This is a genomic window from Dyella sp. 01L423 (genome assembly GCF_056399945.1).
In genome coordinates, this window is the sequence record NZ_JBFTSI010000001.1 from 1,106,294 (window position 1) to 1,132,104 (window position 25,811).

Below are 25,811 nucleotides of genomic sequence, written 5' to 3' on the forward strand. Positions count from 1 at the left end.
TGCTTTTTCCATTTACTATTCACTCTTTACCCCGCACAGCTCTCCCATGCGCATCGCTTTAGGCATCGAATACGACGGCACCGAGTTTTCCGGCTGGCAGCGGCTGACCCACGGCGAAACCGTGCAGGGCGCGCTGGAGCGGGCGCTGTCGTTCGTGGCCGCGCAGCCGGTGGAAGTGACCTGTGCCGGGCGTACCGATGCTGGCGTGCACGGCCGCTGTCAGGTGGTGCACTTCGACACCGAAGTACAGCGCGACATGCGCGGCTGGACGCTGGGCGCCTCGTCCAACCTGCCGAGCACGGTCGCCGTGCTGTGGGCGCAGCCGGTCGATCCCATGTTCCATGCGCGCTTCTCCGCGCGCAGTCGCCGCTATTGCTATCGCATCCTCAACCGTCAGGTGCGCGCCGCGCTCGACGCGCGCTACGTCACCTGGGAACGTCTGCCGCTCGACGCCGAGCGCATGCATCAGGCGGCTCAGGCACTGGTGGGCGAGCACGACTTCACCGCGTTTCGTGCGATCTCCTGCCAGGCCGCGCATGCGCGTCGCCAGGTGCACGGCGTGAGCGTGCGACGCGAGGGCGAGCAGGTCATCATCGAGATCGAAGCCAACGCCTTCCTGCATCACATGGTGCGCAATATCGTCGGCTCGCTGCTGCCGATCGGTCGCGGTGAGCAGTCGGTACGCTGGATGCGCGAGTTGCTCGAAGGCCGCAATCGCGAAGTGGCGGGCCCGACCGCGCCTGCCTCGGGACTTACCTTCATCGGTCCACGCTATGAGTCGCAATGGGGACTGCCTGCGGAGGTGACGCAATGACCCGCGTCAAATGTTGCGGCATGACCCGCGTCGAGGATGCGCTGCTCGCCGCACAGTTGGGCGCCGACGCCATCGGTGTGGTGCTGACCGCGCGCAGCAAGCGCCGCGTCACGCTCGAGCAGGCGCAGACCATCGTGCGCGCGTTGCCGCCGTTCGTGAGTTCGGTGGTGTTGTTGATGGACGACGATGCGGTCTTCGTTCGCGAGGCGATCGAAGCGATCCAGCCGGACCTGCTGCAATTCCATGGCGCCGAATCCGATAACTGGTGCGGGCAGTTCGGTCGTCGCTATCTCAAGGCCATCGCGATGGGCGAGGGCGCTGCCGCGTTGCCGAGCCTGCATCGTTACCCCGGTGCCTCGGGTCTGTTGCTGGATGGTCACGGCCTGGGTGAAGCGGGCGGCAGCGGCAAGTCGTTCGACTGGTCGCTGATGCCGCGCGAGTTGAAGCAACCCTTGATCCTCGCTGGCGGACTGACGCCTGCCAATGTCGCCGAAGCCATGCGCATCGCCACGCCATGGGGCGTCGACGTGGCCAGTGGCATCGAGTCAGCGCCGGGCATCAAGGATGCGCACAAGCTGGCGGATTTCATCTCTGCTGTTCGCCGCGCAGACGACCAGCGCATGTAAACGCCGGCCCGCTGCTAGCATGGCGGCCAGCCTTGCCGCCCAGGTTTCGCATGCCCGCATCGATCGAAACATTCCACTACGAAGGCCAGCCCGATGCGCTGGAAGCCATCGTCGGCGGCGATCGTCCGCGGGTCATTCGCGGACTGGTGAAGCACTGGCCATTGGTCGAGGCGGCGCGCGAATCGGATCGCGCGTTTGCCGCGCAGCTGATGGCGGCGGACAACGGCTCGCCAGTGGATGCGCTGTTGATGCCGCCGGAAGCGGAGGGCTTGGTCGGTTATCGCGGCGACGCCGAGGCTTTCAACTTCACCCATCACAAGGCCTCCGTCACGCAGGTGCTGCAGCGCCTGCTGCAATTTGCCGACGCCCCGGATGCACCCGGCATCGCCTTGCAGAGCGCTCCCATCGCGAGCAGTCTGCCGAGCCTGCTTGAGCATCACCGCGTGCCCCTGCTCGACGAGGCGGTGAAGCCGCGCCTGTGGATCGGCAATCGCGTCACCACGCCTGCGCACTTCGACGAGTACGAGAACATTGCCTGCGTGGTCTGCGGCGCGCGCCGTTTCACGCTGTTTCCGCCGGGGCAGGTGCGCAATCTGTACATCGGCCCGTTGGACTTCGCGCCGACCGGCGCGGCCATCAGTATGGCGCGCCTGGATCAATTGGATGACCCGCGTTATCCGCGCCTGCAGGAGGCGATGGCGCATGCGCAGGTGGCCGAGCTCGAACCGGGCGATGCGATCTATATCCCGCCGATGTGGTGGCATCACGTCGCCTCGCTGGGTAAGCTCAACGCGCTGGTGAATTACTGGTGGAAGCGCACGCATGGCAGCGCGCTGGCGCCCAACACGCGCCTCGGCGGACTCTTGCATTGCATCCTGCTGTTCAAGACGCTGCCGCCGGCGGAGCGTGCCGCCTGGCGCGAGCTGCTCGACTACTACGTGTTCGACGACGAAGATCCCGCGGCGCATATTCCCGCAGAACGTCGCGGCTGGCTGGGCGAGCTCGACGAGGAACAATCGCGCAAGCTGCTTGAGCGTATTCGCCAGTACCTTTGAGTTCGACACGCTTCAGGCAGCGCGGCTTGTTTTGCTCGTCATTCCGGCCTGCGCCGGAATGACGAGTAGGGAGGCCCGGCGTTGAAACTTCCTCACACTTTTCCACAGCCAATGTGGATGCACACAGGTAAAGCTTGTGGACAAGTGTCCTATCTCGTTGACGACAAAGACGTCGTGACGGGTTGATGCGAGTTTGCGCATGGCTTCGATCGTCGGCACGCAGGTTTTCCACAGCGCATGTGGATGCCTGCGGGAAAAGCTTGTGGATAGGTGTGCTATCTCACTGACGCAAAAGAACTCGGCACGGATTGATGCGCAAATGCACAGCGCGCGTCAGCTGCCTTGTTCGGCGAAGGCGGCCTTCAACCACTCGGCGAGCGGTGCGACTCGCGCATCGGAAACGCGGGCGGAGGTGACCAACACCCACTGAGGGCGTATCTCGTGGAAGCCCCACGGCGCCAGCAAGCGTCCCGATGCCAGGTCGCCCGCGACCAGTTGCGCCGGTGCGATGGCAAGCCCGCGTCCCGCCACCGCGGCTTCGATCATGTGATACAGGTGCGGGTAACCCTGTCCCAGCGTCAGCTGTTTTGCGGGCAGACCCATGCTCTGCGCCCAGTGATCCCAGGCCTCGGGACGCGATTGCGTATGCAGCAGCATCTGCTCCTGCACGGCCTGCGGACGATTGCGTGTGAATCGTTGCGCCTTGGCGTAGCTGGGGCTCGCCACGGGGCCGATGCGCTCGTTTGCCAGAGGAATCACCTGCCAGCCGGCCGGCCACGGCGGTTCGCCCGCCATGATCGCCGCGTCGAGTCCGGCCAGCGTTTCATCAAAGCTGGTTTCCTGCGGCCGTAGATGCAGGTCGAGTTCCGGCAGCTCCTCCATCAGGCGTTCGAGGCGGGGAATCATCCAGCGGGCCAGCAGGCTCACCGGGCAACCCAGCACGAAGGGCGCATGGGCTGTTCCGGTGCGCAGCTCGTCGCAGGTTTCGCGCAACTGGGAGAACGCCGCCGTGCTGGTTTCGCGCAGGCGCTGGCCGGCCGGGGTGAGTACGAGGCCGCGTCCCTGGCGCTGGAACAGCGATGTGCCCAGGTCTTCTTCCAGTGCGCGAATGTGCCGGCTCACCGCGCCGTGGGTGACATGCAGCTCGGCCGCGGCCCGGCTCACGCTGCCCAGGCGGGCGGCCGCCTCGAAGGCGAGCAGGGCATTCAGCGAGGGCAGGGTGCGAGACATGGTACCTGTGAGTTTTTCTGACAGATGGAGGTCATCATATCGCTTTTTGCTGCCGACGCTTTCGGGTACGTTGCGCGGTGTCTTTTGTGACTTTCCCGAGTGCCATCCATGAGCAAGATCGACTTCAGCGCCTATCCGGACGAGCACGGGCGCTTTGGCAATTACGGCGGCAGCTATGTCGCCGAAACCCTGATGGCGCCCCTGGCCGAACTCACCGAGGCCTATCTGCGCCTGCGCAAGGATCCCGAGTTCATCGCCGAGCTGGATCGTGACCTGAAGTACTACGTGGGCCGCCCCAGCCCGGTGTATTACGCCGAGCGGCTGAGCCAGCACGTGGGCGGCGCGCGCATCCTGCTCAAGCGCGAAGACCTGAACCACACCGGCGCGCACAAGATCAACAACACCATCGGCCAGGCGCTGGTGGCCAAGCGCATGGGCAAGCCGCGCATCATCGCCGAGACCGGCGCCGGCCAGCATGGCGTGGCCAGCGCCACGGTGGCGGCGCGCTTCGGCCTCAAGTGCGTGGTCTACATGGGCGCGGTGGATATCGAGCGGCAGAAGATCAACGTCTATCGCATGAAGCTGCTCGGTGCCGAAGTCGTGCCGGTGACGTCCGGTTCGAAGACGCTCAAGGACGCGCTCAACGAAGCGATGCGCGACTGGGTCACCAACGTGGCCGACACCTTCTACATCATCGGCACCGTGGCCGGCCCGCATCCGTATCCGCTGATGGTGCGCGACTTCAATGCCATCGTGGGACGCGAGGCGTGCGAGCAGGTGCTGGAGCAGTTCGGTCGCCTGCCGGACGTGCTCACGGCCTGCGTCGGCGGCGGTTCGAACGCGATCGGCTTGTTCCATGCGTTCCTCAATGACGACGGCGTGCGCATCGTCGGCGCCGAGGCGGCAGGCGAGGGCATCGCCACTGGACATCACGCCGCCTCGCTGGCGGCAGGTCGCCCCGGCGTGCTGCACGGCAATCGCACCTACTTGCTGTGCGACGACAACGGGCAGATCACCGAAACGCATTCGGTCTCCGCCGGTCTCGACTACCCGGGCGTGGGACCTGAGCACGCGTTCCTGAAAGATGCCGGCCGCGCGGAATACGTGGGCGTCACCGACGACGAAGCGCTGGAAGCCTTCCACCTGCTGGCGCGCACCGAAGGCATTCTTGCCGCGCTGGAGTCGAGCCACGCGGTGGCACAGGCCATCAAGCTCGCACGTGAATATCCGAAGGATGGCCTGGTGCTGTGCAACCTGTCCGGTCGCGGCGACAAGGACGTGCACACGATCGCCGCACGCGAAGGAGTGCAGGTATGAGCCGCATCGACCGCCGCTTCGCCCGTTTGAAAGCCGACCAGCGCACCGGACTCATCCCGTTCGTGACCGCCGGCGATCCCTCGCCGCAGCACGCCGTGGCCCTCATGCATGCGCTGGTCGAAGCCGGCGCAGACGTGATCGAGCTGGGCGTGCCGTTCTCCGATCCGATGGCCGATGGCCCGGTGATCCAGCACGCCAGCGAGCGAGCCATCGAAAAAGGCGTGGGACTGGCCGACGTGCTTGGCTGGGTCAGCGCCTTTCGCCAACGCGATGCCGATACGCCCATCGTGCTGATGGGTTATCTCAACCCGATCGAAATCCATGGCTATGCGCGCTTCGCCGCTGAGGCAGCGCAAGCCGGCGTGGACGGCGTGCTGGTGGTGGATTGCCCGCTGGAGGAATCGGCCGTGCTGGAGCCGTTGCGCCAGGCCGGCCTGCAGCAGATCCTGTTGGCCGCCCCGACCACCGCACCCGGGCGTATGGTGCGCTTGTGCGGGTCGGCCGAGGGTTTCCTGTACTATGTATCGTTCGCCGGCATCACGGGCGCGGCACGACTGAGTACTGGCGATATCGCGGCCCGCGTGGCCGATATCAGGTCGATGTCGAAGGCCCCGGTCGCTGTGGGTTTTGGCGTGCGCGACGCGCAGTCGGCCAAGGCCATTGCCGGCTTCGCGGATGCGGTGGTGATCGGCAGCGCGCTCGTGGAGCGCCTGGCCGGCGCGGAAGATGTCGCTGACATCACCGCGCGGGCGAAGGATTTCCTGGCGCCCATCCGCGCCGCGCTGGATGCGCATTGAGAACACGCTGCGTTGATGACGCGGCGTCGCGTCATGAACGTTTGAGGTGTTGCGATGAACTGGCTCCAGAAAATCATGACTCCCCGTGCTCGCACGGACGCCACCGGCAACGCCGGCAAGGGCAAGGTGCCGGAAGGCGTGTGGGAGAAGTGTGGCGGCTGCGGCACGGTGCTCTACCGTCCGGAGCTCGAGCGCAACCTGATGGTCTGCCCCAAGTGTGGTCATCACCACACCATCGAGGCGCGCCTGCGCCTGGATGCCTTGCTTGATCCGGGTTCGGCGCAGGAACACTGGGCCAGCATGGAGCCGAGCGATCCGCTCAAGTTCCGCGATACCAAGAAATACCGCGACCGCATCGTGGCGGCGCAGAAGTCCACCGGCGAGAAAGACGCGCTGATCGCCATGAGCGGCCGCCTCAAGGGCCGCCCGCTGATGGCCGTGGCCTTCGAGTTCAGCTACATGGGCGGTTCGATGGGCTCGGTGGTCGGCGAGAAGTTCACCCGTGCCGCCGAACGCGCACTGGCCGATCGCAGCGCCCTCGTGTGCTTCGCCGCCACCGGCGGTGCGCGCATGCAGGAGTCGCTGTTCTCGCTGATGCAGATGGCCAAGACCTCCGCGGCACTGGCGCGCATGCGCGATGCCGGCGTGCCGTACATCAGCGTGCTCACCCATCCCACCACCGGCGGCGTGTCGGCGAGCCTGGGCATGCTGGGTGACATCAACGTGGCCGAGCCCAAGGCACTGATCGGCTTCGCCGGCCCTCGCGTGATCGAGCAGACCGTGCGCGAGACGCTGCCGGAAGGCTTCCAGCGTTCGGAATTCCTGCTCGAGCACGGCGCCATCGACCTGATCGTCGATCGTCGCGAAATGCGCGACAAGCTGGCCGACCTGCTGGGCATCCTGATGAAGGCGCCGCGCGTCGCGTAAGCGCTGCACCGCGTTGATAGAGAAAAACGGCGCCCCATGTGGCGCCGTTTTTTTGGCGACATGCCTTCCTCCCTCTGTGGGAGCGCACCCTGTGCGCGACTGTGCAGCGCGCAGAACTCTCGCCTTCGACATTCTCCATCGAAGCCGACAGTCAGCTGGTGCTGGAAGCGCGCCTGAATAGCACCGAGGCAGCATGTGTCGCGCACAGGGTGCGCTCCCACAGTGTGGGCTTCCCACACGCTGATGTTTTCCACAGCGCACGTGGATAGCTGCTGCATAAGCCTGTGGACAACTGCGCGCCATGGCTTTGTCGACAACGACTTGCGACACCGTGCTGATCTTTTGCTCAGCAGCGCCGATGTTTTCCACAGCGATTGTGGATGTCACTCACGCAAACCTGTGGATAAGCAACGCAACTCGTTGCTGCGCAAGGCAGTCGTTACGCGATGACGAAATAGTGACCACTGACGCCGGCGCATGACATGCCGGTTTTCCACAGCTGATGTGGATGGCCGCGGGCAAAGCCTGTGGATAGATGACCTATCCCACTGACGCCAAAGCGATGGCGACGCAGTGATGGCTAAATACGCAACGCACGATGAGCAACGCGAGCTTTACGCGACCAAGATGTGCAGCGGCAGCAACCACAGCGACAACGCACCGAGCGCACTGCCGATCACCGTCGCGGCAATCACGTCGCTCGGATAGTGCAGCCCGAGGATCACACGCGATGCACCCACCAGTGCGGTGAACGTCAACAGCAGCGGCGCGAGCAGCGGATACCAGGCCAGCGCCACCACCGTGAAGCTCACCGCCTGCAGCGTGTGGCCCGAGGGGAAACTGAATTCATCAAGCGGCGGCACGTGCGCGATCACGCCGGGGCAGGCACGGAACGGGCGAGGGCGGCGCGTCCAGCGCTTGAGCAGGCGATAGAGCAGCAGCGCGGTGAGACCGGTGACGGCCATCTGCGCGGCGGCCAGCAAGCCGCGTCGACCATCGACCAGGGCCAGCACCGCCATCAGCGAATACCAGAACACGCCATCGCCGAGCCGGCTGATGATGCCGAAGAACACGCCGACCGCGCGGCGCGTACCCCAGCGGTTGGCCGCCACGCACATGCGCCGATCAATGGCGAAGCGCGGACCGGCAGGCAGTTCAGGCGTGTGCAGGGGCGGCAGGGTGCTCATGCGCATTCTCCTTAGCCAGTTCAGCCAAAAGGTGCTCGAACTCGTTGATGACCGCGTCGGGCGAGAGATTGGCGATGCTTGCGTGCGCCGCACGACCCATGTGTCGGATCAGGCTCGCATTGGAGGCAAGCATCACGGTCGATTCGATGAAGCTGCGTTCGTTGCCCGCATCGATGCGGTAACCGTTCTGACCGGTGTGCAGATGCTCGCGTGCGGCGCCTTCTTCATAGGCCACCACCGGCAGGCCCGAGGCCAGCGCTTCGAGGATCACGTTGCCAAAGGTCTCGCTCAGGCTGGGGAACGGAAACAGATCGGCGCTGGCGTAGTGCTGGGCCAGCGCTTCGCCACGCTGCATTCCCGCAAAGATGAAATCGGGATTGGCCTCCTGCAGGGCGGCGCGTGCCGGACCATCGCCGACCCATACGTACCTGGCCTTGGGCACCTGTTGCTGCACGGCGCGGAAGGCGCGCACGGCAAGGCCGAGGTTTTTCTCCGCGGCAATGCGGCCGACGTAGAGCACGACCGGCGTATTGCCATCCACGTTCCACGCCTCGCGCAACGCGGCGCTGCGATGACGCGGGTGAAACAGCTGGGTGTCGACAGCGCGTCGCAGCAGGCGCGCGGTATCCACGCCGAGCGCATTCAGTTCGTTGGCGAGCGCTTCGGTCGGCACCAGCGTGGCGGCGGCGCGACGATGGAAGTTGCGCAGGTAGTTGCGCACGATGGGCGTGAGAAACCCCACGCCGTAGTGGTCCGCATATGTGTCGAAGCGGGTGTGGAAACCGGTGGCGGTCGGAATCCCCAGGCGTTTGGCCGTGCGCACCGCAGACCAGCCGAGCGGACCTTCCGTCGCGACGTAGATGGCATCGGGGCGCAGTCGCGTCCAGCGATCACGCAGGAGGCCGCCGGCAGGCAGGCCGAAGCGCAGGCCCGGGTAGCGGGGCAGCGATGCGCCGCGTACTTCCAGTGCGACGATGCCGGGTTCGTCTTTGAACGAGGTTTGCTGCCGGGGACGAATCAGGTCGACCGTGTGTCCCTGCGACGCCAGTCCGGCGGCGAGGCTGTGCACGGTCAGTGCCACGCCATTGATTTCGGGTGGATAGGTTTCGCTGACTATGCCGATGCGCACTAGGGAGTACCGTTTGCTGGCCCGGTGCAGATTCCTCTGGTGGCGTTGCGGGGGCGTGGCGTAGGTATGACGCCCGCATGACGGCAATCGCGAGGGGCGTCGCCTGAGCACGTGCCCTTAGCGTTTTGACGGGTACACTCCAACCCTCTTGTCACGATGGAGACATGCCGATGAAACGTTTTTTGCTCGCTGTTGCGCTTGCCGGCCTCACCGGCGGTCTGTTTGCTGCCGATGCGCCGGGCCTGCCCGTGACGAAGGCGCCGGCGGGCGCCGAGGTCTACATCATTTCACCCAAGGACGGCGCGATTGTCGGCACGGAAGTGACGGTGCTGTTCGGCCTCAAGGGCATGGGCGTGGCGCCGGCGGGCGTGAAGAAGGAAGGCACCGGCCATCACCATCTGCTGGTGGATGTGAAGGATCTGCCGGCCGCCGGCCAGCCGATCCCGAAGGACGATCAGCACCTGCATTTCGGCAACGGCCAGACCGAAACCACGCTGAAGCTGGCGCCGGGCAAGCACACGCTGCAGCTTGAGCTGGCCGATGAAAACCACATCCCGTTCGAACCGGCGATTGTCTCCAAGGCCATCACCGTCACGGTGAAGTAAAGCGCCCCAGGAATACCGACACGCCCAGGCTGACCATCCACAGCTGGGCGTGTCCAGCCACGCGGGCCCGCAGGCCGCCGTCGAGCTGCACGCGCCGGTTCAGCTGCCAGGCCAGGCCCGAGCCGGCCTCCGTGCCGCTGCGCTCGCCCCGTTCGTGCACCTGGGCAAGCTCGACATAACCCACCATCGATGTGTTGAGCACATGGCTCTCGTTGAGCGCGAAGGTGCTTTGCCCATCGCTGCCGCTGACCGTCTGTTCGAGATACGCGCCGACGCCGTCGTTGTCGGTGATCTGCCGGTTGATGTCGAGCCCAAGCAGGTATTGACGGTGCTCATTGCGCACGGCGCGACTGCCATCGGTGAATTCCGCACTGCCGAGCAGGCCCCAGGTCCACTTTGCATCCGCCTTGTCGGGCGCGAATTTGAGCGCGAGGATGGTGTCGCCGCGGCCGTGGCCCCAGCTGTCGAGGCCGGGGCCAGTGGTGTGGACGGCGTTGTACGGCGAGGTGCCCAGCTGGGCCTCGAACGGGCCGCCAAGGCCGAGCCGGATCAGGCTGTCGGTGGTGGTCTGGGATTGCTTCTGGCCGTTGCCCAGGTTGTCCCGGGTCCAGGTCGGCAGGCCTTGCTCGATGGTCACGTCCCCCGCGTTGAGCGGCACCGGCGTAAAGCCCAGGCCCGGGCGGTCATAACCCGGATTGTCGTCCGCGTGGGCGGAGATGGTTGCCAGCAAGCACGCCCATGCCACCGAAAACGCGGCCGCGCGTGAGGCCACGGTGATTCGTGGTCGGTTCTTGCTGCGGTATCGGCTAAAATTTCCCACTTCCTTATCGTCCCCGTCCAAGCAGCCCATGACCGTCCGCACCCGTTTTGCCCCCAGTCCCACCGGTTTCCTGCATATCGGCGGTGCCCGCACGGCGCTGTACTGCTGGCTGGAGGCGCGCCGCCGCGGTGGTGAATTTGCGCTGCGCATCGAGGATACCGACCGCGAGCGCTCCACCGAGGAAGCCGTGCAAGCCATCCTCGACGGCATGAACTGGCTCGGGCTGACGCACGATGTAGGTCCGGTCTACCAGACGGCACGCCTGGAGCGCTACAAGCAGGTAGCCGACGAGCTGTTGAAAGCGGGTCTGGCCTACTACGCCTACGAGTCCAAGGACGAGATCGAGGCCATGCGCGAGGCTGCCTACGCCAAGGGCGAGAAGCCCCGCTACAACGGCTATTACCGCGATCGCAACGAGCCCTACCGCGACGACCCGAACCGCGTGATGCGCTTCAAGAATCCGCTGGAAGGCACGGTGGTGTTCGAGGACAAGGTGAAGGGCCGCATCGAGTGGGCCAACGCCGAGCTCGACGACCTGGTGATCTTCCGCTCCGATGGCTGGCCGACCTACAACTTCGCCGTGGTGGTCGACGATATCGACATGGGCATCACCGAAGTGATCCGTGGCGATGACCATGTCAACAACACGCCGCGCCAGATCAATATCTACAAGGCACTGGGCAAGCCCGTGCCGGAATTCGCGCATCTGCCGATGATTCTCGGCCCGGATGGCCAGAAGCTCAGCAAGCGCCACGGCGCCGTGAGCGTGATGCAGTACCGCGACGATGGCTTCCTGCCGCATGCGCTGCTCAATTACCTGGTGCGCCTAGGCTGGTCGCATGGTGACCAGGAGATCTTCTCAGAGCAGGAGATGGTGAGCCTGTTTGACATCGGCGACGTCAACAAGGCCGCTTCGCGCTTCGACGTCACCAAGTTGTCCTGGCTCAACCAGCATTACCTGAAGACGGAAGAGCCCTCGGCGATTGCCCCGGAATTCGAATGGCACCTCACCCAGGCCGGCATCGACTTCAGCAAGGGGCCGAAGCCGGCCGACGTCATCGTCGCGCTGCGCGACCGCGTGCAGACGCTGAAGGAAATGGCCGAGCGCGCAAAGATCTGGTACGGCCCGATCACCGAGTGGGACGACAAGGCGGTCGCCAAGCATCTGCAGAACGATAGTGCCGTGGCTGTGCTCACTGAGGCGAAGAGCCTGATTGCGAATGTCGAATGGAAGCCCGAGCCGATCCATGGCGTGATCGAGCAGATCGCCGCCAAGCTCGAACTCGGCATGGGCAAGATCGCCCAGCCGCTGCGTGTGGCGATGACGGGCACGCAGGTGTCGCCGTCGATCGATCACACCATCTTCCTGGCGGGTCGCGACGTGGCGATGCAGCGCATTGACGACGCCATCGCCAAGGCGAAGGGTTGATCATCCTCTCCATGCGCGGCTATCACTGAACCGGCATGGAGGAATTACTCGCCAAAGCCACGCAAGGCGTCGACGCAGATTCGCCTGACGCCTTCCTGCACATCTTCCTCAACCTGATGGGGCTGGTGCCGTGGGTGGCGCTGTTCTGGTGGAGCGTGCTGTTCGTCGTGGTCGGCGCGCTCCTGGGCTGGTGGCGCGGCCGCACCGTGGAGGGCGTCGTGCTGGCCGCCGTGCTGGGCCCGATCGGCTGGGTCGTGGTCCTGCTGAGACCGCGGCCGAAGCCCAAAGCCGTGCCGCCGCCGTTGCCGTCGCGACGCTGAGCCGGCTTGCGATGTCCTGCAACAGGCCTCACATAGACGTCGGTGTATGATGGCTTCCGAGGTGAATCCATTGAGTCATGCCGTAGACAAGCCGCACACGCATCACCATCACCACGACGACGCGCAAAGCTTCGTGCGTGCGGTGGAGCATGCCAGTGAGGAACGCGGTCTCCGGCTGACCCCGCTGCGCAAGGAAGTGCTCGAACTGGTCGCGGCAGCCGGCAAGCCGGTGAAGGCGTACGACCTGCTCGATCAGCTGCGCGAACGCCACGGCAACGCGGCGCCGCCCACGGTGTATCGCGCCCTCGATTTCCTGCTCGAGCACGGTTTCATCCACAAGCTGGAATCGATCAACGCGTTTGTCTCCTGCCATCACCCGGCAGAGGCGCACCAGGTACCGTTCCTGATCTGCGACAACTGCTCCAGCGCGCAGGAAGTGTGCGACGAGCGCGTGGCGGAGCTGATCGAGGCCCAGGCCAAGAGCTTTGGCTTTCGTCCCCAGGCGCAGACGCTGGAAGTGCACGGCCTGTGCAAGCACTGCCGCAAGAGCTGACTGCCGCCGCCTGAACGACCGGGGCCGGGCGATTTGCGTTCCCGGCGTTATAATGTAACATGGCGTCAATGGGTCACCTGACGACCCCTATGCTCCGTGCCGGTCCCCGATCCGATGGCAGCTCCCCAGCAGCACAACAATCGCTTTTGGTCCCTGGCTGACAGAGTGGGTGCGACCGCATCCTTCCTTTGCGCCATCCACTGCGCGGCGCTTCCGTTCGTGTTGGCGATACTGCCGTTCATCGGCCTGGGTTTCCTGGCCGACCACGCGTTCGAACGCGGTTTCGTGATGTTTGCCTGCGCGCTGGCGCTGATCAGCCTGGTCAGCGGTTATCGCCATCACCACCGGCCGCTGCCTCTGCTGCTCGCGCTGCCGGGCCTTGCCTTGTTGATCTTCGGGGTTACCTTCGCCGAGAAATTCGGCATTGGCGTTCACAGCGTGATGGTCACCTGCGGCGGGTTGCTGGTGGCAAGCGCGCACTTCGTGAACTTGCGCACGCAGCGTGCGCTGCACATCCATGGCCCGCAGTGTGCTCACTGAACATCACGGCAAAAGCCGCCGTGATTGTGTAACGGGGCCCGTGATTCCTAGCATTTGCGCATGAGTTCCACCCACGCACACAGCCACGATCATTCCGCTCATGACCATGCCCATGGTCATGCGCACGACCACGCTCATGACCACGCGCATGGCGGCATCAGCGGCCGTGAGAAGAAACTGATTTTCGCGTTCGTGCTCACCACCCTGATGATGGTGGTGGAAGCGGTTGGCGGCTTCTGGTCCGGCTCGCTGGCGCTGGTGGCCGACGCCGGCCACATGCTGATCGATTCGCTGGCGCTGCTGCTCGCGGTGGCGGGGGCTTGGTTTGCCCGTCGACCGGCGGACGCGCGTCGCACCTACGGTTACGGCCGCCTTGAAGTCCTCGCGGGCTTCGTCAATGCACTCACCCAGTTTGTGCTGGTGGCTTTCATCGCGTACGAGGCGGTGACGCGTCTGTTCGAACCCACCCACATCTTGTCCGGCATGATGCTGGTGGTTGCGTTGATCGGCCTGGTGGCCAACGTGCTGGTGCTGAGCACGCTGCACGGACACGCGCACGACGACGTCAATCTCGCTGGCGCAACCCTGCATGTGCTGGGCGACCTGCTCGGTTCGGTGGGCGCGGTTGCTGCGGCGCTGCTGGTTCGCTGGCTGGGCTGGAACTGGGCCGATCCGGTGCTGTCGCTGCTGGTCTCGCTGCTCATCCTCAACAGCGCGTGGCGCTTGCTGCGCCGTTCCGCCCACATCCTGCTGGAAGGCGTGCCCGAGGGCATGAATACCGGCGATGTGGAGGAGGCGCTGCGCGGCGCCGATGTGAGCATCCGCGATGTGCATCACCTGCACGTATGGCAGCTGGCCTCGGGCTCGCGCATGGCGACCTTGCACGCTCAGTTGCACGAGGGCGCGAGCAGTGCGACGGCGATCCGTTCGATCAATGGCATGCTGTCCGAACGCTTCGGGATCCAGCACGTGACGGTGCAGATCGACGTCGAGCGCTGTCCGGACGAGCTGCGCGGCTGTGCCGGGCCTGGTTGTCGCTGACTATTGCGCTTTGGGCGGTCGCTGATACGATGGTTGGCCGTATTCACCCTAACGAATCAAGGAGTTCCCTCATGGGCAAGGGCGATCGCAGAACCCGTCGTGGCAAGACCTACCGTGGCAGCTACGGCAATAGCCGCGCTCATTCGCTGCAGCCGGCCGTGGCCGGTAGCAAGACGACCGTGACCAAGCCGGCTGCCGCCAAGAAGGCCGCGCCGAAGAAGAAGTCGGCCTAAGCGCCTGGCTTCACAAGAAGGCCCCCGCTGAGCGGGGGCTTTTTCTATGCCTGAAACCGCTCAGGCGGCGGCTTGGGCCTCACCGCCGATGAATACCTTGCGCAGGGCGTGGCTGCCGCCGATCCAGTAGCACAGCTCAGCAGGCTGGTTGACGTTCCATACGGCCAGATCCGCACGCTGGCCTGGCTCGAGCGTGCCACGGTCGCTGAGACCGAGCGCTCGCGCTGCATGTACCGTGACGCCCCGCAGCGCCTCTTCGGGCGTGAGACGGAACAGCGTGCAAGCCATGCCGGCGGCGAGCCGCAGCGAGAGCAAGGGCGAGGTGCCCGGGTTGCAATCGGTGGCGACGGCCATGGCGACCCCGTGTTCGCGCAGGCCGGCGATGGGCGGCAGCTTGGTTTCGCGCAGCGCGTAGAACGCACCCGGCAGCAACACGGCCACCGTGCCCGCAGCGGCCATGGCGCGCATGCCGCTATCGCTGAGATATTCGAGATGGTCAGCTGACAAACCGTCGTAGTGCGCCACCAGCGCCGCGCCATCGAGATCGGACAGCTGTTCGGCGTGCAGCTTTACCGGCAAGCCCAGTTGCGTGGCGCGATCAAACACGCGGCGCGTTTCTTCGGGCGTGAAGCCGATGTTCTCGCAGAAAGCATCGACTGCGTCGACCAGGCCTTCGGCTGCGAGCGCAGGCAGCATCTCGTCGCACACCAGCGACACATAGGCACCGCGGTTGTCGCGATACTCGTGCGGCAATGCATGCAGGCCGAGAAAACTTGTGCGCACCGTGATGCCCAGCGCTTTGCCCAGGCGTCGCGCCACGCGCAGCATGCGGCGCTCGGTGTCCAGATCGAGCCCGTAGCCGGATTTGATCTCCAGCGTGGTGACACCATCGGCCATCAACGCATGGGCGCGCGGCAACGCCTGCGCGAACAGCTCGTCTTCGCTCGCCGCACGCGTAGCCTTCACCGTGGAGACAATGCCGCCGCCGGCGCGCGCGATTTCTTCGTAGGTGGCGCCGTTGAGGCGCAGGTCGAACTCATGCGCGCGGTTGCCGCCGAACACCAGATGCGTGTGGCAGTCGACCAGGCCGGGGGTGACCACGGCGCCGCCGAGGTCTTCCACGTGTGATGCGAGCGAGCCGGCATCACCGGGCAGCGTTTCCTGCGGTCCCACCCAGGCGATGCAGCCTTGATGCATCGCGACGGCGCCGCGTTCGATCAAGCCATAGGGCTTGTCGCTGGCAAACGTGGCCAGCGTTGCGTTGATCAACAGGGAGTCCCAGCGTGGCGTCATGATGGTCGGTGATCGGTGGGGTTATCAGGAGATGTTGATTCAGGCGGGAGCAGGGGCGTCGCGGGATCTTCCACGATTGGTGGCACATGACGGAAGGTGTTGTCGTCACCGTCGTGCGCTTCTTCAGCGGCACGCCGGGCGCGTTCCAGTTCATAGCCTTCGATCAGCTTGTCCGCCAGTGCGCGATAGACCGGCTTGCGCGACAGCAGCGACGAGGCGGCGCGCGCCAGCAAGCAGGTGGCCATGATCGGCAAGACCATCTGCTGGTTGTCGGTGAGCTCCATCGTGATCACCGTCGCGGTGAGCGGCGCCTGGGTGACGCCGGACAGGTAGGCGGCCATGGCGAGCAAGGCGACGGCGGAAGGATCCACGCCCGGCAGGATCGCGCAAAGGTTGTTGCCCAGTCCCGCACCCACGGCCAATGCCGGCGAGAAGATGCCGCCGGGAATGCCAGCCCAGTAGGAGGCGATGTTGCCGAGAAACTTCAGCACGCCAAAGCTCGATACCGTATCGGCATGGCCTTGCAGAATGTCCTTGGCCTGCGCATAGCCGGTGCCGTACAAGCCGGTATTCGTCAGCTGGCTGAGCAAGACCAGGGCAAGCCCGCAAGCTCCCGCAAAAACGACCGGCTGCCGTGCGCGCAGCCGACCGATGACGCCGCGCAAGCCGGTGTCGCTGGGAAGAATCAGGCGCGCGAACAAACCACCCGCCAGTCCACACACGATGCCCGTGGCGAGCACCGCCCACCATGCCTTGCCCAATGGCAGGCCGATGTCGAAATGGCCGAAGTAAGCGTAATTGCCGAGGATGCCCAGCGAGACGAGGCCGGCGATAAAGACCGCGGTAAGCAGAATGCCGCTCACGCGATGCTCGAACGAGCCGCTCATCTCTTCGATCGCAAACACGATGCCCGCGAGCGGCGTGTTGAACGCTGCCGCCAGACCGGCCGCTGATCCGGCAAGAATGAATCGTCCGGCAGCAGCAGGTTCGTCGAAGCCGAAGCGACGGCCCAGCGAATACAGCAAGCCCGCGCCCACGTGCACCGTCGGACCTTCGCGTCCCACCGACGCACCGCCAAGCAGGGCGGCGAGCGTGAGGCCCATCTTGCCGATGGCGATGCGCAATGAGAGCAGGCTTTGCCGAAAACCTTCGTCCTCGACTTTCAGCGCGGCAATGGCTTGGGGAATACCCGAGCCTCGCGTGGGCCTGAGCGCTCCTTCCGTCAGCCAGGCAAGCAGGGCGAACGTGACCGGTGTGATCAGGAAGGCCCAGAACCGGTTTCGCGTGACCACGCCGTGGAACGTGTTGAACGCCCAGTCGGCGGCTTGGGTGAACCCGATCGCCGCCAGGCCGACCAGCACGGCGCCGCCCCAGAACAGCACGCGACGCCGCCATTGGATCGGCGAGAACAATTCCGATCCGGCGAGCTGCTGGAGACGCCCGGCGACCGACGACGGGCGTGCAGGTTCTTTGTCGGCGTCGCTCACGTGGACGGCTCGGACTTGCGGGTCCAGCGGGTTTCGTAGAGATCGAAACGACGGTCCTTGAGGTTCTGCACGGCACCGGCATTGCGTGCACGCGCCAGGCTTTCCAGATGCAGGTCGGCGAACAGCACCGTTTCGATATTCGGCGTCGAGTCGGCGGCGATGCCGTCGCGTGCGAACGGAAAATCGCTGGGCGTCAGGATGCAGCTCTGGCCATACTGGATGTCGAAGTTGTTCACGCCGGGCAGATTGCCCACGTTGCCCGAGAGCACCACGTAGCATTGGTTTTCGATCGCGCGCGCCTGCGAGCAGTAGCGCACGCGCAGATAGCCTTCGCGCACGTCGGTGCAGAACGGCACGAACAAAATCAACGCACCCTGGTCGGTGAGATGGCGCGCCACTTCAGGAAATTCCGAGTCGTAGCAGATCATCACGCCGATCGGACCGCAGTCGGTCTGGATGGTGGCCGCGGTGTCGCCGCCGGTGATGTTCCACACGGTGCGTTCGCTGGGCGTGGGGTGGATCTTTTCCTGCTCGTGGATCGAGCCGTCCCGCAGGCAGACGTAGCAGACATTGTGGATGTCGCCGTTGGCCTGTTCGGTGGGGTGCGAACCCGCCACGATGTTGATGTTGTAGTGCACCGCCAGCCGGCTGAAGAGTTCCTTCACCTGCGGCGTGTACTGGCTGAGCATGCGGATCGAATCGACCGGCGACAGTTCCTCGTTTTCGATCGACAGCAGCTGCAGCGTGATAAGTTCGGGGAAGGTGACAAAGTCCGCGTTGTAGTCGGCGGCGATGTCGGTGAAGTATTCGACCTGGGTGGCGAATTCCTCGAACGAACGAATGCGTCGCTGCTGGTACTGCACGGAGGCGACGCGCACCATGTCGGGCAGGCGCTGCGTCGAAGGAATCGATGGGATGTCCGGGTGATCGAGCAGTTGCGGATTGCGCCACACCAGGTGCGCCGCATAACCGAGCGATTCATAGTCGGAAGGCACATAACCGCGCAGCAAGCCGACCACTTCGAATTCGTTGCTTAGCTGGAAGCTGAGCGTGAGGTCGCGTCGTTTGCCTTCGACCACGGCCTGCACATAAGCCTCGGCGCTGCCGTAGCGATGCAGATTGCGTGCGAGTCCCGGAATGCGCCCGCCGAACACGATGCCGCGCAGCTTCAGATCGGTGCACAGCCGTTTACGCGCCTGGTACAGGCGCTGGCCGATGCGCATGTTGCGGTAATCCGGATGCACCACCACTTCCATGCCGTACAGCCAGTTGCCGTCGCGGCGATGGCGCGAGGCCATGCCGCCGCCGGTGATCTGCATCCACGTATGCGGGGCGAGCGCGGTCTTCTCGTCGATGCGGAAGGTGGCGCAGTAGCCGACAATCCTGCCTTCGTATTCGACGACGAACTGACCTTCCGGGAAGTGCGTCTGCTGGGAGCGCAGCATTTCCGCGGAATGTCCCCATTCGGGCGTATAGACGCGGGCGGTGAGGTCGACCAGCGCGGGCACATCGGCGGCCTTGGCCTGCCTGACCAGCAGCTTGGGCGTGCGTTCCTGAGATTTTTTGGCCATTGCCGCATTATGCCGCAGCGATGTGAACGGCGCGGGGTGGCGAGCGGTTACACTCGAAGTCTGTCCTTACGGAGCCTGCTCATGGCAGCCACCATCCCGACCCGCTACGCCGCTGACCGACTCTGGACGCCGCAGGGCTGGAGCGCCGATGCCGCGTTGGATATCAATGATGGCGGCATGCTGGTCGAGGGTTCCGCCGGGCACGCCGAGCGCCTCGGCCGTTGGGTGCTGCCCGGCATGCCGAACCTGCATTCGCATGCGTTTCAGCGTGCCATGGCGGGTCTGGCCGAACGCAAGGGCAAAAGCGACGACAGCTTCTGGACGTGGCGCGAAACCATGTATGCGTTCGCTGCCACCATCGGCCCGGATGAATTGCAGGCCATCGCCGCGCAGCTCTACGTGGAGATGGTGAAGAGCGGTTATACCCAGGTCTGCGAATTCCACTATCTGCATCACCAGCCCGATGGCACGCCGTACGCGCAGCCCGAGGCGATGTCGCTGGCCTTGTTCGAAGCCGCCCGCGAGGCAGGCATCGCGCTGACCTTGTTGCCGGTGTTGTACATGAGTGGTGGTTTCGACGGGCGTCCGCTGGCGCCGCGTCAATGCCGCTTCGGTCACGACGTGCCGTCCTATCTGCGCCTGCTGGAAAGCCTGCGCAAGCATGAGAGCGACAAACTGCGCGTCGGCATCGCCTTGCATTCGCTGCGTGCCGTGCCGGAGGAAGCCTTGCGCGTGGTGCTTGCCGACGATGCTTCGAAGCACTGTCCCATCCACATTCATATCGCCGAGCAAATCGGCGAGGTGCAGGACTGCCTCGCTACGCGCGGCGCACGTCCGGTTGAATGGTTGTTCGATCATGCAGCGGTGGATGCGCGCTGGACGCTGATCCATGCCACTCATTTGACCGACAAGGAAACGCAGCAGATCGCGCGCAGCGGTGCCGTGGCCGGCTTGTGTCCCACCACGGAAGCCAATCTCGGCGACGGGCTGTTTCCGCTGGCGGCTTATCTCGATGCGAACGGCACGCTGGGCGTCGGTTCCGATTCGCATATCTCCGTGTCGCCGGTGGAAGAGCTGCGTTGGCTGGAATACGGCCAGCGCCTGGCGACGCGTCATCGCAATATCGCCGGTCGCCATCAGGGCGACAGCGTGGGCGAAACGCTGTGGCGTGCTGCCTTGCGCGGCGGTGCGACGGCTTCGGGATTGCCGATCGGCGAATTGCGCCCGGGCGCGCGCGCCGACTTGATCGTGCTGGACGATCGCGCGCCCTTGCTTGCCGCACGCGACGAGCGTTCGCTGATCGACAGCTTCCTGTTCGCCGGCAATGCGCCGCTGGTGCGCGACGTGATGGTGGGCGGCGAGTGGATCGTGCGTGGCTTCACCCATCGCGATGAAGACCGCATCGCCGCGCGCTATCGCACGGTGATGGAACGGCTTGCCCAGCAGCACTGACGCGCAAGGACCAGGTCAGCATGAACGGTGGCTGCGATTTCGATGAATCGCAGCCATCAAAAGCGGGTGTTCTCGTCATCGGGTTTTTCGAGGCCGGCGTTCTCCGGATCGAACCCACCCGAAGGAGAACACCATGCGTCGACTCATGCTGATCGGTCTCGGCCTCGCCGTCATGTTCAGCGCGAGCCTGTCACTCACCGGCTGCGTGGTCGTGGCGCCGCGGTCGCACTACGCGGCGCGGGTCTGGGTGCCGGCTTACTACGCGCCAGGCAGCGTCTATGTTTCCGGTCACTGGCGGTCGTGATGCGTCGCCGCGATGTGCTGGCGCAGGTGCTCGATGAACACACGTAGCTTCGGCGGCACCTGCAGCCGGCTGGGGTAGTAGAGATAGAAGCCGTCGAAGGGCGGCAGCCAGTCGTCGAGCACGCTTTCCAGCCGGCCATCGGCCAGCGCTGCACGCACCGAGGGTTCCACCATGTGCGTCAGCGCCAGGCCGTCGATGGCGGCGCGTATCGCCATGCTCGGGTCGTTGGTGGTGATGGGGCCATCCACGTCGAGTTCGAACCACTGACCCCTGGACGCGCCAGTCGGATGTGCAAATTCCCACCGGTAGATCGCGTTGCTGCTGAAGCGAAAACGCACGCAGTCGTGGGTCGCCAAGTCGCGGGGATGAGTGGGGCGACCGCGCGCTGCAAAGTACGCGGGTGACCCCACCACCACGGCACGCTGGGGGCCGCCCAACGGCAACGCGACCATGTCGCGCGCCAGGCGCTCGCCCAGGCGGATGCCTGCGTCGAATCCATCGGCGATCAAATCGGTGAGGCGATTCTCGACTTGGATATCCAGCTTCACTTGCGGCCATGCGCGCATGAACGAAGCCACGCACGGAGCGATCAGGTGATCGAGCACCATCTGCGGTACGGCGACGCGCAGCGTGCCGGCGGGCCGGTCGCCGTGCTGGCGCAAGGCGTCGATGGCGTCGTCGATTTCACTGAGGGCAGGGGCGATGCGTTCGAGGAAGGCGTGGCCCGCCTCGGTCAGCCCCACGCGGCGCGTGGTCCGGTGCAGCAGGCGCACGCCCACATGGTCTTCCAGTTGCCGCAGCGTCTGGCTGAGCGCGGAGGGCGTGACCTCGAGCTCGGCGGCGGCACGGGTGAAGCTCCCATGGCGGGCGATCAGGCGGAAGGCGCGCAGGGAGGTCGCGTGGTCTTGAGCCATTACTTAGCCTTACTTAATAACGCATGCACAAGATGCGGATTTTTCCCCGTAATGGCAAGGCGCATGCTCTGCCCATCCGCAACAGCCACCATCACGGGAGTTCGCCATGTCGCTCGATGCCTACTACACCCTCGGCCGCTCCGGCCTGCGCGTCAGCCGCCTCGCCCTGGGCACCATGACCTTCGGTGACAACTGGGGCTGGGGCGCGGCGCAGGACACCGCCCGCGCCATGTTCGACCGCTATCTGGAGGCCGGCGGCAATTTCATCGATACCGCCGACCTGTATACCGATGGCGCCAGCGAGGAACTGCTGGGCCAGTTCGTGGCCGATAGCGGCACGCGCGACCGCCTGGTGCTGTCCACCAAGTTCAGCTACAACGCCCAGCCCGGCAACCCGAACGCCGGCGGCAATGGCCGCAAAAATATCTTGCGCGCCGTGGAAGGCTCGCTGCGTCGGCTGCGCACCGACTACATCGATCTCTACCTGCTGCATACCTGGGATCGGCTGACGCCGGCCGAGGAGGTGGTGCGCACGCTCGACGACCTGGTGCGCGCCGGCAAGATTCGCTACGCGGGCTTGTCGGATGTGCCGGCGTGGTACGCCTCACGAGCGCAGACGTATGCCGAGGCGCATGCGCTGACGCCGCTGGTAAACCTGCAGCTGGAATACTCGCTGATCGAGCGCCACATGGAGCATGAGTTCGTGCCCATGGCGGGCGAACTGGGCATGGGCATCACCGCGTGGAGTCCGCTCGGCATGGGCTTGCTGTCGGGCAAGTACAAGCCTGGTGCAGCGGGCGATGGCCGCTTGTCGAAGATCTCCGGCGCACCGGGATTCGACCGCTTTACCGAACGTAACTGGGCGATCGTTGCCGCACTGGAAGAAGTCGCTGGCAAGCTGGACAAACCGATGGCGCAGGTCGCGCTCAACTGGGTGGCCACGCAACCGGGCATCGCCTCGGTGATCATCGGCGCCACCAAGCTGGCGCAGCTGGACGATAACCTTGCCGCGCTGTCGTTCGAGATCCCTGCTGACTTGCGCGCCCGCTTGAACGAAGCGAGCGCTCTGGAGCCCACCTTCCCGTACTGGTTCTTCGGCGACGTGCAGCAGTCGCGCATCCATGGCGGCGTGGCCGTGGGAAGCAAGCCGGAGGGCTATGCGCACAAGGTGTTCGTGCCGGCGGCGCAGCAGGCGGGCTTCAAGGCCGATTGATCGCCTCACCCGCCCCCTTGTGGGAGCGCACCCTGTGCGCGACTGCCTACGGAGCGAAGCGTCGTGGCGGCCCGATCGCGCACAGGGTGCGATCGGGCCCACAAAAAAACGGCGCCAGCATGCAGGCTGGCGCCGAGTTTCTTGCCTGGCGCCGAGGAGGCGCCGTTACGTTGTCACGCCGTCGTCCGAACCGTTACTGGGCCGAGGAGGAACCCGAGGTCGGGTGCGTGGCCTTGAACTGTTCCCACTGCTGGTGACGTGCTTCGCGCTGGGCCTTGAAGGTGGCCAGCTGGGCCTGCTGGGCGGGGTTGAGGATCGCGTAGACCTGGGCGCGGATCGCGGCGCGCTGCTGCACGCGGGCCGTGGTGGCGGCGCCTTCGGCCTGGGCAAGGGCGGTAGCCGCGGCCTGGTAACCGGAAGCATTCGGCGCCATCTGCTCGAACGCTTCACGCTGCTGACGCAGCGCCTGACGCTGTGCCTTACCCTGCGAGAAGGAGCTCTGCATGATCTGCTTGATGCTGGCCTTCTGGGCGTCGCTAAGGTTCAGCTTGCTATACGCCTCAAACGCGCCGTGACCATGACCGTGACCACCGTGCGGGCCACCGTCCTGGGCGGACGCGATGGCGAACGGAGCGAGAGCAACAGCCGAAGCGAGCACCAGAGCGAGAGAGATGTTCTTGCGCATGGGGATTACCTTGTCGTGGTGGAGGGGTCTTGCGTGGTGCCTATTTGACGACAGCGCTATGTGTATGTTCTTTGCGGGAAGGTAAAGAACGGTAAAGCCGGTGGAGCAAGTTCCTTCGCACCGCTTGAATGGCACTCCAGGCACCAGAAAAATCCCCGACATGCCCCGAATTCTCATCGTTGACGACGACCGCGCACTGGCTGAGCTGCTGGCTGAATACCTGCGGCGCGAGGGCTTCGTAGTGGATGTCGCGCACGACAGCGAGGCCGGCCTTGCGCAGCTGCACAACCCTGCGACGCGACCGGACCTGCTGATCCTCGACGTGATGATGCCGGGGCGCGACGGCCTGGATACGTTGCGCGAACTGCGCCTCAAGCATCGCCTGCCAGTGATCATGCTGTCGGCCAAGGGTGAGCCGGTGGATCGCGTGATCGGGCTGGAGCTGGGCGCGGACGATTACCTCACCAAGCCTTGCCTTCCACGCGAATTGCTGGCGCGCGTACGCGCCCAGCTGCGACGCAATACGCCGGCCACGGCGGGCACGTTGCAAGTGGGCTTGCTGCGGCTGGAGCCGGGCGAGCGTCGCGCCTATGTAGGCGAGCAGGAGCTGTCGCTCACCGGCGCGGAATTCCAGCTGTTGCTGGCGCTCGCACAACGCACCGGCGAACTGGTGGACAAAGCCACACTCACACGCATGGCGCTGGGACGCGAGCTTGAGCGATTTGACCGCAGCATCGACGTGCACGTGAGCCGCCTGCGACACAAGCTGGCCGAAGCTTCGCCGCAGGCGCCACGCATCGATTCCGTGCGCGGCGCCGGCTACAGCCTCGTGGCGGGTGGCGCGTGAGTCCGTTCAAGAGTTCGCTCTATTGGCGCGTGCTGATCAGCTTCTGCGCCGCCAATCTGCTGGCGCTGGCCTTGGGCATCTTTCTCACGCAGCGCTTCGTCGAATACAGCACCGCGGTGGAGATCAACTGGTCCGCCGTGGCACAGGGCGCCGACAAGGCGTTTGAAGCTGGTGGGTCGACGGCGCTGACCGAGTGGTCGTTGCAACAGCGGCGCGAAGGCATTGAGGCGACGCTCTACGAAAACGGGCAGGCGCTGTCGCCGATCCGCATGCCCGCGTCGATGCAGGAGTCGCTGCCGAGCTGGCTGGAAGAAAAGCGCGACATGGTGCTGCAGCCATGGCCGAATCTCTATCTCGCCGTGCAGCAGATACGCGGCAGCGACGGCCACGTCCGCCAACTGGTGGCGCTGAGCCGCACGCACTCGCGCTTGCGCCAGCAGACGCGGCAGACCATTTTCCTGGCTTTCCAGGGTGGCCTCTCGCTGCTCTTCATCGGCTTCGTCGGCTGGTGGGTGGCGCGCAGTGTGGCCAAGCCAGTGGAAGCGATCAGCAAGGCCACACGGCGCATGGCGGCGGGCGAGTTGTCCGCCCGCGTCGAAGGGCAGGGGCGCCGCGCGCCGGAGGAGCTCACCCAGCTCGCCAACGATTTCGATGCGATGGCCGAACGCATCGAGGCCCTGGTCGCTCACGATCGCAGTGTGCTGCAAGACCTCTCGCACGAATTGCGCTCGCCGCTCGCGCGCCTGCACTTGATCCTCGATCTCGCCCAGCGCAGCACGCCCGAAGAGGCCGCGCGTTACTTCCTGCAGGCGGAACAGGAGATTGGCCGCCTCGACCATATGACCGGCGAGATGCTGGCGCTGTCGCGGCTGGAAGGTGGTATCCCCGGCGTCAACCGCGAACCGGTGGATATGGCCGCACTGCTGCGCGAAAGCGTGCGTCGCGCCGAACTGGAAGCCGCCGCGCGCCATATCACGCTGAATTTGCTCGACGGCGCATCGGCCGTGGTATCCGGCAACGAGTTGCTGCTGGAACGTGCGTTGGACAACCTCATCGCCAATGCGATCAAGTTCAGCCCCGAAGGCGGGCGGGTCGAACTGAAGGCGCAAAAAGTGGGCGCCCATGTCGATGTTTCCGTGCGCGACAACGGACCCGGTGTCCCGGAGGCGGAGCTTGGCTCGCTGTTCCGGCCGCTGTTCCGCGGCAGCAATGCCTCGCGCGCCGATGGACACGGGCTGGGGCTGGCCATCGTCCAGCGTGTAGTGAAGGCGCATGGCGGCGACATCCACGCGGAAAACGTCGACGGCGGCGGACTGCTGGTCGCTCTGCAACTGCCATTGGCGCCCGCCACCGCCGGCTGATTCGAGATCCAAGACGCGCTCGGCCTTCGAAAAGGCCCGCGCGTCTGCGACACTCGGTGTT

Annotated in this window: 27 protein-coding genes; 18 read left to right on the top strand and 9 right to left on the bottom strand. The window is 65.1% G+C overall.

Annotation, left to right across the window (positions count from 1 at the left end; translation table 11 throughout):
* The first annotated feature begins 46 nt into the window (after positions 1-46).
* The 3 genes from truA to AC1DMY_RS05045 are packed head-to-tail and all read left to right on the top strand — an operon-like array spanning position 47 to position 2,495.
* Positions 47-814, top strand: coding sequence for a tRNA pseudouridine(38-40) synthase TruA (gene truA / locus AC1DMY_RS05035; RefSeq protein WP_477163893.1), 768 nt, complete (start codon positions 47-49; stop codon positions 812-814).
* Entirely contained in the window at positions 811-1,440 is a 630-nt protein-coding gene (locus AC1DMY_RS05040) for a phosphoribosylanthranilate isomerase (protein WP_477163894.1), read from the top strand. The genes truA and AC1DMY_RS05040 overlap by 4 nt, the downstream gene beginning before the upstream one ends.
* A 50-nt stretch (positions 1,441-1,490) precedes the next feature.
* A complete protein-coding gene (locus AC1DMY_RS05045; RefSeq protein ID WP_477163895.1) occupies positions 1,491-2,495 on the top strand; it encodes a cupin-like domain-containing protein in 1,005 nt (334 codons plus the stop codon).
* A gap of 333 nt (positions 2,496-2,828) precedes the next feature.
* Here AC1DMY_RS05045 and AC1DMY_RS05050 read toward each other — a convergent pair whose 3' ends face one another.
* Entirely contained in the window at positions 2,829-3,725 is an 897-nt protein-coding gene (locus AC1DMY_RS05050; RefSeq protein ID WP_477163896.1) for a LysR family transcriptional regulator, read from the bottom strand.
* Positions 3,726-3,833: 108 nt separating this feature from the next.
* On the opposite strand from AC1DMY_RS05050, the gene trpB reads away from it, so the two are divergent.
* The 3 genes from trpB to accD are packed head-to-tail and all read left to right on the top strand — an operon-like array spanning position 3,834 to position 6,766.
* On the top strand, positions 3,834-5,042 hold the full coding sequence (gene trpB / locus AC1DMY_RS05055; protein ID WP_477163897.1) for a tryptophan synthase subunit beta: 1,209 nt from the start codon (positions 3,834-3,836) through the stop codon (positions 5,040-5,042).
* Entirely contained in the window at positions 5,039-5,839 is an 801-nt protein-coding gene (gene trpA / locus AC1DMY_RS05060; protein ID WP_477163898.1) for a tryptophan synthase subunit alpha, read from the top strand. Before trpB ends, trpA begins: the two co-directional genes overlap by 4 nt.
* Positions 5,840-5,893: 54 nt before the next feature.
* Positions 5,894-6,766 carry an acetyl-CoA carboxylase, carboxyltransferase subunit beta gene (gene accD / locus AC1DMY_RS05065; protein WP_477163899.1) on the top strand — a complete coding sequence of 291 codons (873 nt, stop codon included), beginning with the start codon at positions 5,894-5,896 and terminating at the stop codon, positions 6,764-6,766.
* A gap of 614 nt (positions 6,767-7,380) precedes the next feature.
* Here the strand turns inward: accD and AC1DMY_RS05070 are convergent.
* Entirely contained in the window at positions 7,381-7,953 is a 573-nt protein-coding gene (locus AC1DMY_RS05070) for a phosphatase PAP2 family protein (RefSeq protein ID WP_477163900.1), read from the bottom strand.
* The gene (locus AC1DMY_RS05075) at positions 7,922-9,082 is read right to left on the bottom strand and encodes a glycosyltransferase family 4 protein (protein ID WP_477163901.1); all 1,161 of its coding nucleotides are present in this window, start codon (positions 9,080-9,082) and stop codon (positions 7,922-7,924) included. Before AC1DMY_RS05075 ends, AC1DMY_RS05070 begins: the two co-directional genes overlap by 32 nt.
* Before the next feature lie 170 nt (positions 9,083-9,252).
* Here AC1DMY_RS05075 and AC1DMY_RS05080 point away from each other — a divergent pair, with 170 nt between their 5' ends.
* Positions 9,253-9,687, top strand: coding sequence for a DUF4399 domain-containing protein (locus tag AC1DMY_RS05080; RefSeq protein ID WP_477163902.1), 435 nt, complete (start codon positions 9,253-9,255; stop codon positions 9,685-9,687).
* On the opposite strand, the gene AC1DMY_RS05085 is transcribed toward AC1DMY_RS05080, so the two are convergent.
* Positions 9,674-10,459 (bottom strand): transporter, encoded by a 786-nt coding sequence (locus AC1DMY_RS05085; protein WP_477163903.1) that lies wholly within the window; start codon positions 10,457-10,459, stop codon positions 9,674-9,676. The genes AC1DMY_RS05080 and AC1DMY_RS05085 overlap by 14 nt on opposite strands.
* A gap of 76 nt (positions 10,460-10,535) precedes the next feature.
* Between AC1DMY_RS05085 and gltX the strand changes: the two genes are divergently transcribed.
* The 6 genes from gltX to AC1DMY_RS05115 all read left to right on the top strand — a co-directional run bounded on the left by gltX (position 10,536) and on the right by AC1DMY_RS05115 (position 14,623).
* A complete protein-coding gene (gene gltX, locus AC1DMY_RS05090) occupies positions 10,536-11,936 on the top strand; it encodes a glutamate--tRNA ligase (RefSeq protein WP_477163904.1) in 1,401 nt (466 codons plus the stop codon).
* A gap of 35 nt (positions 11,937-11,971) precedes the next feature.
* The gene (locus AC1DMY_RS05095) at positions 11,972-12,256 is read left to right on the top strand and encodes a hypothetical protein (protein ID WP_477163905.1); all 285 of its coding nucleotides are present in this window, start codon (positions 11,972-11,974) and stop codon (positions 12,254-12,256) included.
* 46 nt (positions 12,257-12,302) lie between these two features.
* The gene (locus tag AC1DMY_RS05100) at positions 12,303-12,809 is read left to right on the top strand and encodes a transcriptional repressor (protein ID WP_477163906.1); all 507 of its coding nucleotides are present in this window, start codon (positions 12,303-12,305) and stop codon (positions 12,807-12,809) included.
* A 114-nt stretch (positions 12,810-12,923) separates the two neighbouring features.
* Positions 12,924-13,349 (top strand): MerC domain-containing protein, encoded by a 426-nt coding sequence (locus tag AC1DMY_RS05105; RefSeq protein WP_477163907.1) that lies wholly within the window; start codon positions 12,924-12,926, stop codon positions 13,347-13,349.
* Between the two features lie 60 nt (positions 13,350-13,409).
* Positions 13,410-14,390 (top strand): cation diffusion facilitator family transporter, encoded by a 981-nt coding sequence (locus tag AC1DMY_RS05110; protein ID WP_477163908.1) that lies wholly within the window; start codon positions 13,410-13,412, stop codon positions 14,388-14,390.
* A gap of 71 nt (positions 14,391-14,461) precedes the next feature.
* The gene (locus AC1DMY_RS05115) at positions 14,462-14,623 is read left to right on the top strand and encodes a 30S ribosomal protein THX (protein WP_121879330.1); all 162 of its coding nucleotides are present in this window, start codon (positions 14,462-14,464) and stop codon (positions 14,621-14,623) included.
* A gap of 60 nt (positions 14,624-14,683) precedes the next feature.
* Here the strand turns inward: AC1DMY_RS05115 and hutI are convergent, their stop codons facing one another.
* Genes hutI through AC1DMY_RS05130 form a run of 3 tightly spaced genes read right to left on the bottom strand, consistent with a single transcriptional unit; the run spans position 14,684 to position 18,974 of the window.
* Positions 14,684-15,916 carry an imidazolonepropionase gene (gene hutI / locus AC1DMY_RS05120; RefSeq protein WP_477163909.1) on the bottom strand — a complete coding sequence of 411 codons (1,233 nt, stop codon included), beginning with the start codon at positions 15,914-15,916 and terminating at the stop codon, positions 14,684-14,686.
* The gene (locus AC1DMY_RS05125; RefSeq protein ID WP_477163910.1) at positions 15,913-17,403 is read right to left on the bottom strand and encodes a chloride channel protein; all 1,491 of its coding nucleotides are present in this window, start codon (positions 17,401-17,403) and stop codon (positions 15,913-15,915) included. The genes hutI and AC1DMY_RS05125 overlap by 4 nt, the downstream gene beginning before the upstream one ends.
* A complete protein-coding gene (locus AC1DMY_RS05130; protein WP_477163911.1) occupies positions 17,400-18,974 on the bottom strand; it encodes a GNAT family N-acetyltransferase in 1,575 nt (524 codons plus the stop codon). The genes AC1DMY_RS05125 and AC1DMY_RS05130 overlap by 4 nt, the downstream gene beginning before the upstream one ends.
* Positions 18,975-19,055: 81 nt before the next feature.
* Between AC1DMY_RS05130 and AC1DMY_RS05135 the strand changes: the two genes are divergently transcribed.
* Together AC1DMY_RS05135 and AC1DMY_RS05140 are read left to right on the top strand one after the other, a co-directional pair.
* Positions 19,056-20,426 (top strand): formimidoylglutamate deiminase, encoded by a 1,371-nt coding sequence (locus AC1DMY_RS05135; protein ID WP_477163912.1) that lies wholly within the window; start codon positions 19,056-19,058, stop codon positions 20,424-20,426.
* A gap of 133 nt (positions 20,427-20,559) precedes the next feature.
* Positions 20,560-20,730: a hypothetical protein gene (locus tag AC1DMY_RS05140; RefSeq protein WP_477163913.1), complete on the top strand. Its 171-nt coding sequence runs from the start codon at positions 20,560-20,562 to the stop codon at positions 20,728-20,730.
* Here AC1DMY_RS05140 and AC1DMY_RS05145 read toward each other — a convergent pair.
* Complete coding sequence (locus AC1DMY_RS05145) at positions 20,715-21,644, bottom strand: LysR family transcriptional regulator (RefSeq protein WP_477163914.1); 930 nt, start codon at positions 21,642-21,644, stop codon at positions 20,715-20,717. The genes AC1DMY_RS05140 and AC1DMY_RS05145 overlap by 16 nt on opposite strands.
* A gap of 106 nt (positions 21,645-21,750) precedes the next feature.
* Between AC1DMY_RS05145 and AC1DMY_RS05150 the strand changes: the two genes are divergently transcribed.
* Positions 21,751-22,857: an aldo/keto reductase gene (locus AC1DMY_RS05150; RefSeq protein ID WP_477163915.1), complete on the top strand. Its 1,107-nt coding sequence runs from the start codon at positions 21,751-21,753 to the stop codon at positions 22,855-22,857.
* A gap of 193 nt (positions 22,858-23,050) precedes the next feature.
* Here AC1DMY_RS05150 and AC1DMY_RS05155 read toward each other — a convergent pair whose 3' ends face one another.
* Positions 23,051-23,542, bottom strand: coding sequence for a Spy/CpxP family protein refolding chaperone (locus AC1DMY_RS05155; RefSeq protein WP_477163916.1), 492 nt, complete (start codon positions 23,540-23,542; stop codon positions 23,051-23,053).
* Between the two features lie 160 nt (positions 23,543-23,702).
* On the opposite strand from AC1DMY_RS05155, the gene AC1DMY_RS05160 reads away from it, so the two are divergent.
* Entirely contained in the window at positions 23,703-24,389 is a 687-nt protein-coding gene (locus AC1DMY_RS05160) for a response regulator (RefSeq protein WP_477163917.1), read from the top strand.
* Positions 24,386-25,750: a sensor histidine kinase gene (locus AC1DMY_RS05165; RefSeq protein WP_477163918.1), complete on the top strand. Its 1,365-nt coding sequence runs from the start codon at positions 24,386-24,388 to the stop codon at positions 25,748-25,750. Before AC1DMY_RS05160 ends, AC1DMY_RS05165 begins: the two co-directional genes overlap by 4 nt.
* Positions 25,751-25,811: the final 61 nt, after the last annotated feature.